The 14,419-nt window shown below is 42.5% G+C and carries 12 protein-coding genes; 1 reads left to right on the plus strand and 11 read right to left on the minus strand.

The features are described 5' to 3' along the window. Positions 1-11: 11 nt before the first annotated feature. The 3 genes from A5883_RS09950 to A5883_RS09960 form a co-directional block, all read right to left on the minus strand. On the minus strand, positions 12-887 hold the full coding sequence (locus tag A5883_RS09950) for a carbohydrate ABC transporter permease (protein ID WP_016608164.1): 876 nt from the start codon (positions 885-887) through the stop codon (positions 12-14). Continuing rightward, entirely contained in the window at positions 884-1,750 is an 867-nt protein-coding gene (locus A5883_RS09955) for a carbohydrate ABC transporter permease (protein ID WP_008378847.1), read from the minus strand. Before A5883_RS09955 ends, A5883_RS09950 begins: the two co-directional genes overlap by 4 nt. A 71-nt stretch (positions 1,751-1,821) precedes the next feature. Then, positions 1,822-3,096 carry an ABC transporter substrate-binding protein gene (locus tag A5883_RS09960; RefSeq protein ID WP_034857642.1) on the minus strand — a complete coding sequence of 425 codons (1,275 nt, stop codon included), beginning with the start codon at positions 3,094-3,096 and terminating at the stop codon, positions 1,822-1,824. Positions 3,097-3,213: 117 nt separating this feature from the next. Between A5883_RS09960 and A5883_RS09965 the strand changes: the two genes are divergently transcribed. Continuing rightward, positions 3,214-4,161 (plus strand): AraC family transcriptional regulator, encoded by a 948-nt coding sequence (locus A5883_RS09965; RefSeq protein WP_016608166.1) that lies wholly within the window; start codon positions 3,214-3,216, stop codon positions 4,159-4,161. An 80-nt stretch (positions 4,162-4,241) separates the two neighbouring features. On the opposite strand, the gene A5883_RS09970 is transcribed toward A5883_RS09965, so the two are convergent. From A5883_RS09970 to A5883_RS10005, 8 genes are all read right to left on the minus strand, one after another. Then, complete coding sequence (locus tag A5883_RS09970; RefSeq protein ID WP_016608167.1) at positions 4,242-5,669, minus strand: 6-phospho-beta-glucosidase; 1,428 nt, start codon at positions 5,667-5,669, stop codon at positions 4,242-4,244. A gap of 16 nt (positions 5,670-5,685) precedes the next feature. Beyond that, the gene (locus A5883_RS09975) at positions 5,686-7,557 is read right to left on the minus strand and encodes a beta-glucoside-specific PTS transporter subunit IIABC (protein WP_034857644.1); all 1,872 of its coding nucleotides are present in this window, start codon (positions 7,555-7,557) and stop codon (positions 5,686-5,688) included. 116 nt (positions 7,558-7,673) lie between these two features. Next, on the minus strand, positions 7,674-8,510 hold the full coding sequence (licT, locus tag A5883_RS09980; RefSeq protein ID WP_010747835.1) for a BglG family transcription antiterminator LicT: 837 nt from the start codon (positions 8,508-8,510) through the stop codon (positions 7,674-7,676). Positions 8,511-8,737: 227 nt separating this feature from the next. Next, positions 8,738-9,784 (minus strand): hypothetical protein, encoded by a 1,047-nt coding sequence (locus A5883_RS09985; protein ID WP_015509355.1) that lies wholly within the window; start codon positions 9,782-9,784, stop codon positions 8,738-8,740. Positions 9,785-10,025: 241 nt separating this feature from the next. Then, positions 10,026-10,841 carry a carbohydrate ABC transporter permease gene (locus A5883_RS09990; RefSeq protein WP_015509354.1) on the minus strand — a complete coding sequence of 272 codons (816 nt, stop codon included), beginning with the start codon at positions 10,839-10,841 and terminating at the stop codon, positions 10,026-10,028. A 21-nt stretch (positions 10,842-10,862) separates the two neighbouring features. Beyond that, positions 10,863-11,747, minus strand: a complete 885-nt coding sequence (locus tag A5883_RS09995; protein ID WP_176323970.1) for a carbohydrate ABC transporter permease — start codon at positions 11,745-11,747, stop codon at positions 10,863-10,865. A 30-nt stretch (positions 11,748-11,777) separates the two neighbouring features. Continuing rightward, positions 11,778-13,088, minus strand: a complete 1,311-nt coding sequence (locus A5883_RS10000; RefSeq protein WP_016608172.1) for an ABC transporter substrate-binding protein — start codon at positions 13,086-13,088, stop codon at positions 11,778-11,780. A 170-nt stretch (positions 13,089-13,258) separates the two neighbouring features. After that, on the minus strand, positions 13,259-14,371 hold the full coding sequence (locus tag A5883_RS10005; RefSeq protein ID WP_016608173.1) for an NADH-dependent flavin oxidoreductase: 1,113 nt from the start codon (positions 14,369-14,371) through the stop codon (positions 13,259-13,261). Positions 14,372-14,419: the final 48 nt, after the last annotated feature.

Genomic DNA, 14,419 nt, shown 5'->3' on the forward strand with positions numbered 1-14,419 from the left:
TTCTTTTCCTCCTACTTTACTGCACCATCTGAGATGCCTTTCACTACATGTTTTTGCAAGGCAATAAACAAGAGAATGATTGGCAGAACAACGATCACCAGAGCGGCTAGCGCTAAATGCCATTGCTTGTTAAATTCGCCGAAGAAATAAAACATCCGCAAGGGAATCGTATACATTCCGGCTTTATTAATACTTAATGAAGGCAATAAATAGTCATTCCAAAACCACAATGTATTCAAAACAATCACCGTTACCGTCGTTGGTTTCAACAAAGGCAATATTACTTTCCAATAAATCTGAAAGGTATTCGCCCCATCAATGATCGCTGCTTCATCCAGCGATCGTGGAATGCCTCTTAACGCACCATAATACAAAAAAGTCGACATACTGACAGCCAATCCCAAGTACATTATCATTAGACCCGGCTGGTTTAACAAATTCATTCGTCCAAAAAGAGAAATCAGTGGAATCATGATCCCTTGAAAAGGGATCAGCAAGCCGATGGCAACAACAAAATAGAGGACTGAACTTAAGCGGCTGGTATTTCTCGATAAAGCGTATGCTGCCATTGAAGAAACAAAGACCACCAAGATCAAAGAACCGACAGTAATCAACAATGAATTCATTAAACTTCTGATGAAATCCAGTTTTTCTAACGCCTCTTGATAATTCTCAAAGGACAATCCGCCAGGCAGCGACAACGTACTCTGAAAGATCTCTGCTTTTGTTTTAAATGAATTGATCACGATCAAGAAAAACGGATAAAACCATAAGCACGCAAGTAAAAGACCACTTACGATCAGCAGACTGTGCTGCAGCTTTTTTTTCTTCTGCCGTCTACTTTTTGTATTCCCCTTTTTAGTAAAGGAGTGACGAGTCTCGATCATGCGCTGATCTCCTTTCTGCGGGTAATTGAGATTTGAATAATGGAAATAATGACAATGATCACCAGAAATATCATCGCTTTTGACTGAGCAAAGCCCATTTTTCTCATTGAAAAAGCTTCATTGTAAATATTCATGGCTGCCATCTGAGTCGAATTAAACGGTCCCCCCTGTGTCAACGCCAAGTTTTGATCATAGATTTTAAAGGCATTTGACAGCGTCAAAAACAATGTTACGGTAAACGCGGGCATCAGCATGGGTAGTTTGATTCGGAAAAAGACTTGTAGCGGATTGGCGCCGTCCATATCTGCTGCTTCTAAAATTTCTTCTGGAATATTATTTAGAAACGAAATATAGATCAACATCATATACCCGCTCATCTGCCAGACGAACAAGATAACCAAACCCCAAAAACCTGTTTCTGGTGTATTCAACCAGCCATTAAAAAAATTGATCCCAGTCAAATCGGCGATACTCTCGAATGCTTTGTTAAAAATAAATTGCCATATAAATCCTAGTATGATCCCACCAATTAAGTTCGGCATGAAAAAGACGGTCCGAAATAGAGTGGTCCAGCGTCCCAGTTTTTGCGTGACTAAAGTTGCTAACAACAGCGCGATGACATTGATCAAGATCACACTGTAAACAGAAAATTTCGCCGTGAACAACAAGCTGTTAATGAACGCCTGATCTTTAAAAGCGCGCAAGTAGTTTTCCAATCCGATAAAGTCGCTGATCGTATTGCCGTTCCAGTTGGTCAGTGAGTAATATCCCCCTGTAAATAAAGGAATAAACAGAACGACCAATAATGCGACGAATGCCGGTGCTAGCAGCAGCCAAAATGATTTTGAACGATTTGTTAACATACAGCTCCTCCTATGATTTCCTTGATTTTGCCTATCCTGCGCGCATCACTGCAGGATAGGCATCACTTTGGTTATTGACGTTCTTGCGCCCAGCTGCTTTTCAGCTGATCAGTGAACTCAGTCCATGAGATTTGATCGGCTGCATAGGCCTGGAACTGAACCCCAAAAATATTTTGTCCGTATCCATCTGGATAAGAGTTATGGACCCAAGGAACCGTTTGTCCATTCGTTAAATACGTATAAATGTCATTGGACAACGGATCAGAAATATCGTCACTGGAGAAGTTCGTATAAGCTGGAATAAACTCAAAATCATCGATGATCGCGGTCATCGCCTCTTCATCGGTATACATCCATGTCAAAAATTGTATGGAGGCATCGATCACTTCTTGTTCCTTATCTTTGTTGACACCCCAATACCAAGCTGGTCCGGCTACGATTTTGCTGCCGTCTCCCACTTGCATTGGGACGATCGCTAATTTTTCTTTTGCAAATGTATCATCCAAACTGTTTAATGTAGGAACAATCCAATTGCCTTGATGAATGATGGCAACCTTCTCACTGGCAAATAATTCTTCGACTGACGTGCTGTAATCCATTGATTCCAAAGGTTGAGCATTGTATTGGATCGCCAGATCAGCGTATTCTTTCAGTTGCGCCTCATAAGTTAAGTGAAGCTCTTTGGCTTCCAGTGTTTCTTTCAAGCTATCATTAAATTCAGGTGCAAAAAAGTTCGAACTGAATTGACTGGAAACCCATGTTTCACCGCCGCTGAAGCCGAATACACCGTCTAATCCTAACTCTTCTTTCTTACTATCTAACGTTTCTACTGCCTCCTTAAAATCGGCAAATGTTTCAATCGCTTCACTATCGATTCCCGCTTGCTGAAACAGCTCTTTATTGATCAGCCAACCGTAGCCTTCGATATTCATCGGCAAGCCGTAAACTGTCTCCTTCAGTGTTGCCCCTTCCAACGTTCCCTCAATTGCTTTTTGAGCTAATTCTGTATCCCCAAGGTCATATAACTTGTGTTCCCATGTTTGCGTATCTGCTAGTCCCCCCAGCATAAAAATGTCCGGTTCATCACCAGATGAAAATTTTGATTGGAGAGCCGCTGTGGCGTCCGTTCCTCCACCTACAGTAGTCATATTGATTTTTATGTCCTCATGGCTTTCTTCAAAAGCCGCAACCAATCGATCCATCTGTTCTGCAGTCTCTGTCTTGATGTTAAAAACTTCTAGTGTTACACTACCATCATCTGAGGTACCGCTTCCAGAATTTCCGCAACCAGCAATTCCGATCACACTTAACATAGTAGCAGCCGTCAACAAAATTCTCTTTTTCATCATTGTTTCCTCCTCAATCAATTCGATCACAAATTGATTATATTGATATTTCGGCCCTTCTGTAATCGTTATCTTAACCGAAATACCTTGTAATATTGATGAAAATGGAGGAGACAGATGGTAACCCAACCCTATATTTTTACGCCCAACCCTAGTGAATATGATATTGATACTTCTTTAAAAGAGATCACAGAACATGGTGACAGCTTGTTTCCAGTCAGTGTTTATTTGACAAATCATCCTGCTGATCAAGCAAATATGATCCACACCCATTGGCATCGCGAGCTCGAAATCCTGTATATTTTTCGAGGAAAGATGGAAATAAAGGTCGAAGGTGTTTCTTATATCGCTAAAGAAGGCGAGCTTGTATTTATCCCTGCCAATCAGCTACATGAGGCATTAAATTATCAGCAAACAGCTTGTACCTTCTTTGCTATCGTCTTTGACGCGACCTTTATTGAGAGCCGCGTCTCTGATTTGATCCAGCAGTCCTATCTGGACCCGTTGCTCCATTCCGCAGATCAGCAAGCGATTCACATCACAAGTGATTTCGTTTCTCATATGAACATTCAACAGGCATTGACTCATATTATAGATTTATTTGCATTAAAGGAACCATTGTATGAGCTGGCGATCAAAGCGGAACTCTTTTTATTTATTAAATATCTTTGTCAAAATAGCCAATACATTAATCGCAATAAGAAACCTATCGACAGTAAAAGCAAACTCAATACGTACAAATGCAAGAAAATCCTACTTTTTATTGAAGAAAATTATCAACGCCCAGTGACACTTGAGGAAATCAGTCAATATATTGGCTATAGCAAAGAACATTTCTGCCGTTTTTTTAAAAGAAATTTCCAGATGAGCTTTTTTACCTATCTAAATAAGTTCCGCATCAAAAAAGCGGAGTATCTCTTACTCCATACGGATTTAAAAATCATCGAAATCGCATTGGAAACTGGGTTTGATGATCCGAATTACTTTACGACACTTTTCAAAAGGGAGACCGCTTTGACCCCTTCCAACTATCGCAAACGACCGAGCAACACCACGAGTTTATAATTCTGAAAATCAATAAAACAAGGGTATCCGCTAGTTGAAAAAGCGGAACACCCTTGTTTACTTTTTATAAATGAACTGGCTTAAGCCAAATCTTCCCCATTTGAGGCAATCACTTTTTTGTACCAATAAAAGGATTGCTTTTTGCTGCGGGCTAATGTGCCATTGCCTTCATTGTCGCGATCGACATAGATATAGCCATAGCGTTTCTTCATTTCTCCGGTTCCTGCAGAAACCAAATCGATACAGCCCCATGAAGTATAGCCCAACAGTTCAACACCGTCTTGGTCAATGGCTTCTTTCATCGCAGCGATATGCGCACGTAAATAGTCGATGCGATACACATCATTGATTTTTCCATCTTCGTTTGGTGTATCCACCGCTCCTAGACCATTTTCGACGATGAAAAGTGGTTTTTGGTAACGATCATAAAGATCATTCATCGTGATCCGCAAACCAAGCGGATCAATCTGCCAGCCCCATTCCGACGCTTCTAAATACGGGTTTTTAATGGTCGGGAACAAGTTGCCTTCCGTTTTTTCAACACCGGAATCTTCTGAAGCAGCGACCCGAGAGGCATAGTAAGAAAAGGAAATAAAATCGACGGTATGGGCTTTTAATAAAGCCGTATCTTCGGCGGTTTGCTCCAGAGTGATTCCTTTTTCCGCTAGCATCTTCAAACCATAATTTGGATATTCTCCTCGCGATTGCACATCGATAAAGAAATAGTTGCCGCGATCGCTTTTTTTGCTTTCCCAGACATCTTTCGGATTGCAGCTGTAAGGATAATAACTAGCCGCTGCCAGCATACAGCCTACTTTGTTTTCTGGATCGATCTCGTGGGCGATTTTCGTTGCCAACGCACTAGCGACTAACTCATGATGAGCAGCTTGGTATTTGATTTGTTCTTCATTTTCGCCCTCAGCAAAGGTCAGCCCTGCACCGAGAAACGGGGCATGCAAGATCATATTGATTTCATTAAAGGTCAGCCAGTACTTCACCAATCCTTTGTAGCGAGTGAAGATCGCCCGACAAAGGTTTTCGTAAAAGGCAATCATCTTACGGTTGCGCCAACCGCCGTATTCTTTGATCAAATGGATCGGACAGTCAAAATGCGTGATCGTCACCAAGGGTTCGATTTGGTATTTGCGGCACTCCAAAAACAGTTCCTCATAAAAGCGCAAGCCTTCTTCATTAGGGGTTTCTTCGTCGCCCTTCGGAAAAATTCTTGACCAAGCAATCGATAAACGATAGGTTTTAAAACCCATCTCCGCAAACAAAGCGATATCTTCTTTGAAATGATGGTACATATCGATCGCTTCTTTTGCTGGATAAAAATACCCTTCTTCAAAGGCAAGCATCTCACGCTTGCCGGTAATGACTGCTCGTCGGTCCTTGCCAGTCGGAATCACATCGACATTGGCAAGTCCACGCCCCTCTTGATCAAAACCGCCTTCACATTGATTGGCGGCTGTAGCGCCGCCCCATAAAAAGTTTTCTGGAAATCCCATGTCTTATTCTCCTTTTTTAGCCGATCACTTTGATGATTTGATCGCCAAACGTAATCGGACCACTGTTTGCCGTCAAAATGTCGCCCACTTCTGCACTGTTGGTGATAACGATCGGCGTGATCACTGGATAACCTTTTTCTTTGATAAACTCAATATCAAACGTAATCAAAGGTTCGCCAACTGTCACTTTTTGTCCTTTTTCTACTTGATAGGCATAGCCTTCGCCATTCAATTGCACTGTATCGATCCCCACGTGAATCAGCAGCTCAATGCCTTCCTCACTGGTCAATCCAATGGCATGTTTGGAATCAAAGACTGCTGTGACAGTCCCGTTGACTGGTGCTAGCACTTCTCCAACGGTTGGCTCGATCGCTACCCCTTGTCCAAGAATTTCTTCTGAAAACATGCCGTCATTGACTGCTTGCAGGCTTTTTAGTTCCCCTTTTAAAGGTGCTTTGATCTCCGCGCCGCTGATTTGATGGGTTGGTTCTTGCTCTTTGTCTGCTGGTGTTGCTTCAGGTGCTTCTTCTGTGACAGGGTCTTTGTATAAGAATAATGTCGCAATAAATGTGACCACGATACTGATTGCCGCACCAATGCAGGCATTGGTCAAATGACGTAAGGTGTCATCGCCGATATAGCTTGGCAAAGTCAATAGACCTGGTGAGCCGCCTGAGAAATTGCGGACACGCATGATTCCCATAAACAGACCCCCAAATCCGCCACCGATCATTGCTGCATACAAAGGTGTTTTAAACCGTAAGTTGACCCCATACAACGCTGGTTCAGTGATGCCGAATAGACCTGTCAGACCTGCAGAAAATGCCAATTGTTTGATCGTAGAATCTTTTGATTTGAAACCAACGCCGATTGCTGCAGCCCCTTGACTGACGTTTGAAGCCAGCATGCCAGGATAGATCACTGTGTCATAACCTGTGGTCATTCGATTGTTGATACCGATAGGAACCAATCCATAGTGGGTACCTGTCGCCACGAACAATGGGGTGAAGGCACCGATCAATAATGGAACGATCCATGGGCTAACCGTTTCTAAGGCTTGGATCCCTGTAGAGATCGCTTCACTGATCATGTAGCCTAGAGGGCCTAAAGCAACTAATGCGACTGTCCCTACAACGAAGATCGTTAGCAACGGTTTGCTAAAGAATTTGATTGCTTTTGGTGAGACTTTATCGGCAATCGGTTCAACGTAAGACATAAACCAAACACTTAAGATGATGGGGATCACCGATGATGAATAGGTGACTGGTGAAATCGGTAAGCCGAACAAATGGATGCCGCCGCCTGCCTCATTGACTGCTGTCACCATCGCAATAAAGTTCGGATGGAGTAAAATTCCCCCCACCATCATAGCTAAATACATATTGGCTTTGAATTTTTGTGCAGAAGAAGCAGCCAGCAAAATAGGCAAGAAGTAGAACGCAGCATCTGCCATAAAGTTTAGGATTTGGTAACTTTGACTTTCTGCCGTCAAGACATTGAAGACCACCAGCAACGAAAGGACCGCTTTTAACATCCCAGCTGCCGTGATGGCTGGCAAGATCGGGGTGAAGATCCCAGTGATCGTATCGATAATTTTCGCTACACGTCCCCGATCGTCTTCTTCTGTTTCTTGATCACTAGTCAAATTGGTTTGGGCAGTGATTTCGTTGTAGACATTGCCAACATCACTGCCGATGATCACTTGGTACTGTCCACCTTTGTTGACCACACCCATGATGCCTGGTATATGTTTTAAGGTACTTTCTTGTGGTTTGCTGTCATCTTTCAAGTTGAAGCGCAAGCGGGTCGCACAATGGGTCAAGCTTTGGATATTTTCTTCCCCACCAACATTGGTGATGATCGTTTTTGCTAACTCTTTGTAATTCATGTCGTTCCTCCTATTTTGGTCCTTCGTTTGCTTTTCGTGTGTCAAAACATAAAAAAATACCTAAACGAACCCCTTGGGAGTTCATTTAGGTATAGCCTGCCAATCCAGTAACAATCCTAAGCACTTGTTATTCGTTTGATGTGTATAGTTAAATAGATCAATTCGTCTTCTTCTAACGGTCTACCGAACTCTTTGTTGATGTAGTCGCTGATTTTCAGCGCACACGCATATTCCTTCATATAGCGGTCTTTCAACATAAAAATAAAACTGCCGGTTCCTGCATCATCGAGCTTTGTTCCGCTGAATAAGCGCTGGACAAAAAATTTCAAATGGGTCACAAAGCGTTCGTAGTTCAATGAATACTCATCAAGCTCCATTGAAAAATGATATTTAACGATGTTTAGGATATGCTGAATGATCTTCGCCATTTCCGATACTTGACTGACCTGCGCCATATCCAACTCCGCATTAACGATGTGCAATGCAATGAAGCCGGCTTCATCTTCTGGCAGCTCGATCGCCAAGCGATTTTTGATAATCGATAACGCTTCTTTGCCAATGAGGTATTCATGGTTATAAAACCGCTTGATCTCCCATAGCAAGGCATTTTTGATTTCCATGCCATTTTGATAGCGCTCGATAGCATAATTGATATGATCGGTCAGCGTCAGAAACAATTTTTCGCTCAATTTTTTCCCAAGGGAAACTTTTGCAAAACTGATGATCTCATTCGCTGCTTGAATATGTTCGATAGGGATAGAAGAAAGTAATTGGGTTAGTTTTGTGACATTCCACTCTTGTGTACTGAGATAGACTTTTTCAATCTTGGTATCGTCGATCACATCGCCTGGCTTTTTCTTAAAGCCTAAGCCTTTGCCCATGACGACCAATTCTTGTTTTTCCTCATTCTCAGAAATCACAATGTTGTTATTGATCACTTTTGTTACGTTCATTTTAACGACCCTATTCTTCTTTAGATTTCTTCACACAAAAAAATAGGTATAGCCCGCCTAAAGCGGTAACAATCCTCAGAGCCAGTGTAGCATGAGAAAAATCACTCGTCAATGGGGATTTTTAACCGCTTGTTTAAAAGCAGAAAACAGCGCTGCTGCCATTTGAGTCTTTGGCAGAACGCTGTTCAATGGTTTATGGATCACTAACTCTCTTTGTGAGAGGTGAATTAGATACGATTTTCGTGGTCAGCAGTTTTGACTAAGTTTGCACCCACCATACCACCAATTGACGTAAGAACGAGTCCTAAGACCATTGCCACAAAGCCCCAAATGGATGCTTTGGCTGTTGCATCACTTGCTTCTTCCGCTTTTTGACGAGCGTCTTCCACTGCTTGGTCAATGTCTTGTTTGGCTTGTTCAAGATTTTGTTGTGCATTTTCGATTTGTTTTTGCGCTTCATCAGAAGCATCTTGCAAACCAGTGACAATGTTATTGGTTGCTTCTTCTGCTTCTTGTTGGCTTAAATCAGTATTTTGAGCGACCGCATTTGAAATTGCTTCTTCATCCACTGAATCACCGATCGTTGTAGCACGATCTTGTAATTTGCTTGCTAAATCATCAATGATTTTATCAGCATCATTTGGATTGGTTGCAATGTCTTTGCCGGCATCTTTGATGTCGTTTGTCGCATCAGACAATTGATTTTGCAAATAGTCTGGTTGCAATTCAGGAACATCGGTATCTTGTAAAACATCATTGACGTTCGCTTGTAATTCATCTGTATTGACGTCTTCCATGTTTCCTGTTATTTCATCGAAGGCTTTTGAAGCGACATCGCCAGCACCAGAGGCCACTGTTTCAACACCACTGCCGACAGCAGAAGCAACGTTTCCTAAAAGTGAACCAACTACAGAAAAAGCACCGATCGTTAAGTAAGAGAGCATAACCATCATCACGATCATACTTGTTGCCCATGTTAAGAAACCATGAACCAATCCGACACGTCGAGCAGCAACACCAGAAACAAAACCAGCACCGAATAATGCCAAGACGAAGGTAATCACTGTCCAAATCAATAATCCTGTCCCAACACCATCTAATGGGTTATTAGAGGTTGGTTCCACCATACCAAAACCGATTGCTGAGCCAATCATTGACAGTGTCATGAACAATGCGATAAATGTTACGACCCCTGCAAAGATAGACCCCCAAGACAAATTATAGCCTGCCTCCCGCTCATCTGAACCTAAATAATTTCTAAATCCTCTTTTCATCATTACATCCCCTTTTTGTTTTTTTAACCTGAATTAAGTCTAACAACTGATTGTTTTTTTATCAATCAACTCGACTTGCGCTATCTTTTTGTAAGAAAAATGAATGATTCTGAATTGTTTGACTATTTATTAAAATAATGCCTCTCACTGCAATTGTTTTTTATCTGGGGAAAGCTATTTCACCCCCTGCGTTAAGCCTTCCCCAACCTTTTGGAGAAGTAGCCAAGCTGGTTATTGCTACTTATAGTTTCAAAGAACCGGTCATGCCTTTCACAAAACCTTTTTGCATAAACAAAAACAATACCAACGTTGGGATCGTTGCAATCACGATCGCCAGCATTTGAACGCCATAATTTGGTACGTAACTGGCTGACGATAAATTGGAAATCAGCAATGTCATGGTTTGACGACTTTCCGTTTGCAAAAAGACCAAGGGTAGCAAATAACTGTTCCATGCGTTCATAAAGGCGTAGATGGCAGCGGCAGCATAGGTCGAGCGCATCATAGGAAAAACGATTCGGAAAAATATCGTGTACTCTGTTGCCCCCTCGATGCGACTCGCATCTAAAATACCGTCAGGAAAAGACTTGAAGTTCTGGCGAAAAAAGAAAATCAGAAACAGGTTATTGACCAATGGCAAAATGACCGCCACGTGCTGATTGACTAGCTGCATTCCTGCCATCATCTTAAACAAAGGGATCACCAAAGTTGCCAGTGGCACCATCATACATAACAGAAAAACCGCATAAATCCCTTCACTCGCCCGCGTTCGAAACTTCTCAAATCCAAAGGCAGCCAAAGAAGTGACCAGTAGACTGACGAGGACGGTGATCAATGAAATCTTGATGGAATTCCACATGATCAATGGGATGTCGTAATTGCTGAACAGCACCTGAAAATTGCTTGCTAGCTGATTCCCAAAAGTCAGCTTCCCTTCGGCAACTTGATTGGCGGTATTGGTAGAGCCCACCATCATCCAGTAAAACGGAAAAATCGAAAAAAACGAGACGATCAGTAAAAATCCATATTTTATGCATCCACTTAAAGTAACTTTCATAGCTGCTCCTTTCTATCGCTTTTATTGATTCGTTTTCGCGAGTTTCAACTGGATCACAGATAAAAGAGCGATGATGATCACTAAGACCCACGACAGCGTAGCCGAATACCCAAAATTTGACGTATAGACAAAGGAGTGATTATAGATCAGTTGAGCGACAGTCAACGTCTCATTGGAGGGGCCACCACCTGTTAGATTCACCACTTCATCAAAGAGCTGGATCGTCCCAATGGTGGAGGTGATGGTTGTGAAAACGATCACCGGCTTCAGTTGCGGGATCACTACGAAAAAGAACTTTTGAAACCCATTCGCCCCATCGATCGCAGCAGCTTCTAAAGTGTCATCCGAGATATTTTGCAATCCTGCCAAATAAAAAATCATGTTATAGCCTGTCCAACGCCAGCACAGGGCAATAATAACGGTCAGTTTTGCTAGAAGCGCATTATTTAGCCAATCCAGCGGTTGCGTGATCAAGCCAATGTTCAACAGCCCTTGATTAACGATCCCACCAATTTGAAACATCATTTTAAATAAAACTGCATAGGAAACCAGCGAGGTGACACAGGGTAGAAACAACGCCAATTTAAAGAAGGAGCGTCCTACAAGCTTCGGCGTGTTCAAAACAAACGCTAGCAGAAGACCCAACAACACCATGATCGGTACTTGAAAGATCAGAAAGATAAAATTATTGAGTAAAGCTTTTTGAAAAATCGTATCCTGCAGCATGCGTAGGTAATTGCCGAAGCCGACAAAAACCGATTGTAGTCCCTGCATCCGATGCAGGGAAAGGTATAAGGAATAGACGATGGGATACAGCAAAAAGACACTACTGAATACTAAAGAAAGGCCAATAAATCCCCAGACTTGTTGGTTTTTGGGGCGCTTTTTTCTGATCGTATTTTGCATATTCATCACTCCTTAAGTAACACAAGTCGGCTATTCGCCGACTTGCATCTTGTAGGTGTTTTCTGCTTCCGTCAACATGTCATCTAATGACATGGCACCATCAAAATAGCTTTGCATTCCCCCACGCAAGGCATCCACTGCCGCTTGGGTATTTACCCCGTAATCAACGGCGGGGATGTCCGCCATCCAACTGGAGAAATCTTTATAGATTGGGGCGTCATTAAAGAAAGGATCTTCATATTGATAAGCTTCTCCTTCTTGTGAGGGTAGGTAAGTCCCCACTGCCCCATTTTCTACTAAAATCTCTTGATAGAATTCATCATTTCCAGCAAATTCTTGTTTGAGAAAATCAATGGCCAACGCTTTATTTGGTGAGTCATTGAGCACCAACCAGCTAGAGCCACCCAAGTTCGAGTAAGGTGTCGCTCCAGACACTGTCTCTAATTGAGGAAGATTCGTATAGCCCCATTTTCCTTTTTGATCTTCTGCGGATCGGATCGTCGCAGAAAACCAGATGGCTGAATTGACTGCTGCCACTTCTCCACTCGTCACTGCACCGATCCCTTCTGGCGCAAAATAATCTACTGGTTTTGCCAACTCTTTTTCTTCGATCGTCTTCAGGATCGGCAGCATTTCACGAATAGCAGGATTGTCTTTCAAAAATATGTTTCCGTCTTCATCAAAATACCATAATCCGGCTGACTGCATCGCCATCTGGATATAATGAGTGCCGCGATTTGGAATAAACGCAACGAACCATTTCCCCGTTTTTTCTTTGACTGTCTCACCAATCTCCACAAATTTGGACCAGGTTAGATTGGTGAGTTCACTTTCATCGATCCCCGCTTCACTTAAATAATCTTTGCGGTAGTAGAGTCCAGCAGAACCTGAATCAAAGGGAACCGCATAAATGCCTTCTTGATAGGTCGCATTCGTTACTTTGTAAGGAGCAAATTGATCAAAGTCGATGTCTTCCGATAATTCTGCAAATTTTCCTTCGTAGTTCAGCAAATAGTTCTGCACATCATAGTCATCCATCAAAACGATGTCTGGCAAACCTTCGGAGACCCCTGAAGTAAAGGATGAAACCATTTTTTGCTTGGTATCCTCGTTGGACATCTCGACGACATTAAGGTCGATTGCATCATTGTCCGCATTGTAATATTCCCCAGCTTTTTCCATAATTGGAATATTAAAATTTGTGTCCCAAGCCCAAACAGTCAGCGTATTCTCATCTGTACTGGCAAAATCTTGTGAATCTGCTGTTTCTTGATTTCCTCCACAACCAGCGAACAACACCCCTGTGACAATTACTAGCAAAAACAAGCTACTTTTTTTCATTTTTCTCCCTCCAATATGATTCTCTCCTCATCCCCATCAGTATAAAAATAAAGCAAACGCTTACCATTACATCAATTATAAAGAATGATGTTCATAATTGAAAATAATCGGATCGTTCCTCCCCTTCTATCAAAAAACCACCTTCGCCCAAGGCAAAGGTGGTTGTCTGCTTATTTTTCTTCATTTAGGCGATCTGGCATCATGTTTTCCATAAAACCCCAAACGCCGTTTTGTAATACGAGTTCCTCACGTTCGTAAGTAGAAACTGTGGTGCGGATCAACGCATCTTGACCGTCTAAGACTTTTTGTCCCCAATGAGGATCGATCAACAATGCCCGGCCCACTGCTACAAAGTCTGCATGTTCTAGCAATCCCGCGGCATCTTTCGATGTTCGGACATCCCCTACACCAATCAAAGGAACCCGCTGAGCGATTTTTTCATAGACATACGCCAACATCGATTTTGCTTGGTACGCTTTTGAAATCGATTTGCGGGTATAATCCGCAAGGGAGATGTGCAGATAGTCTAATCCTTTTTCTGCCAGTTGGTCCACTAAGAACAACGTATCTTCAAAGCGAATTCCTGGTTCTTCGAATTCTTCCGGTGAAAAACGATAACCAACGATAAACTCCTTCACACCTGATTGGTCCACTGTTTCCAATACTTCATCGACGAGCTTCTCAATAAAACGATAACGGTTCTCTAGTGAGCCACCCCATTCATCGGATCGACGATTTGAGTGCGGAGAAAAGAATTGTTGGATCAAATACGTATTGGCTCCGTGGAGTTCTACGCCATCAAACCCCGCCTTGATCGCCCGTTCGGTAGCTTTTTTAAAGTTTTCAATAATCGTTAAAATCTCATCTACTGTGACTTCTCGGGGAACCTGGGCATTTGGTCGTTCGGCAGCAACTGCGCTGGCAGAAATCGGTTGTGTTCCTCGTAGGACCGAGTCATCCGTCATCCGACCGGCATGAAAAATCTGTAAAATAGCTTTGGTCCCATTGGTTTTGATGGTGCTGGCTAATTTACTTAATCCAGGTAAAAAGGCATCGTCGTAAGCGCCTAATTCCCCTTCCCAGCCCTTGCCATCTTCTTGGACATTGGCTGCCGCTGTGATGACTGCTCCGACTTCCCCAGAGCGTAAGCCATAGTAAGCCAACTCATCTTTCGTAATCACCCCATCAAAGAAGGACATCTTGGTCGTCATTGGTGCCATAATGATTCGATTTTTCAACTGCAATCCGCGCTTAAATGTTGCTTTGTCTGTTACATTTCGCATGGGTTTCCCACCTTTTCCATTGGATTCATTTCGCTTTTTGGATCTGAC

It is taken from the genome of Enterococcus sp. 5B3_DIV0040 (assembly GCF_002140755.1).
GTDB classification, from domain to species: domain Bacteria; phylum Bacillota; class Bacilli; order Lactobacillales; family Enterococcaceae; genus Enterococcus_D; species Enterococcus_D casseliflavus.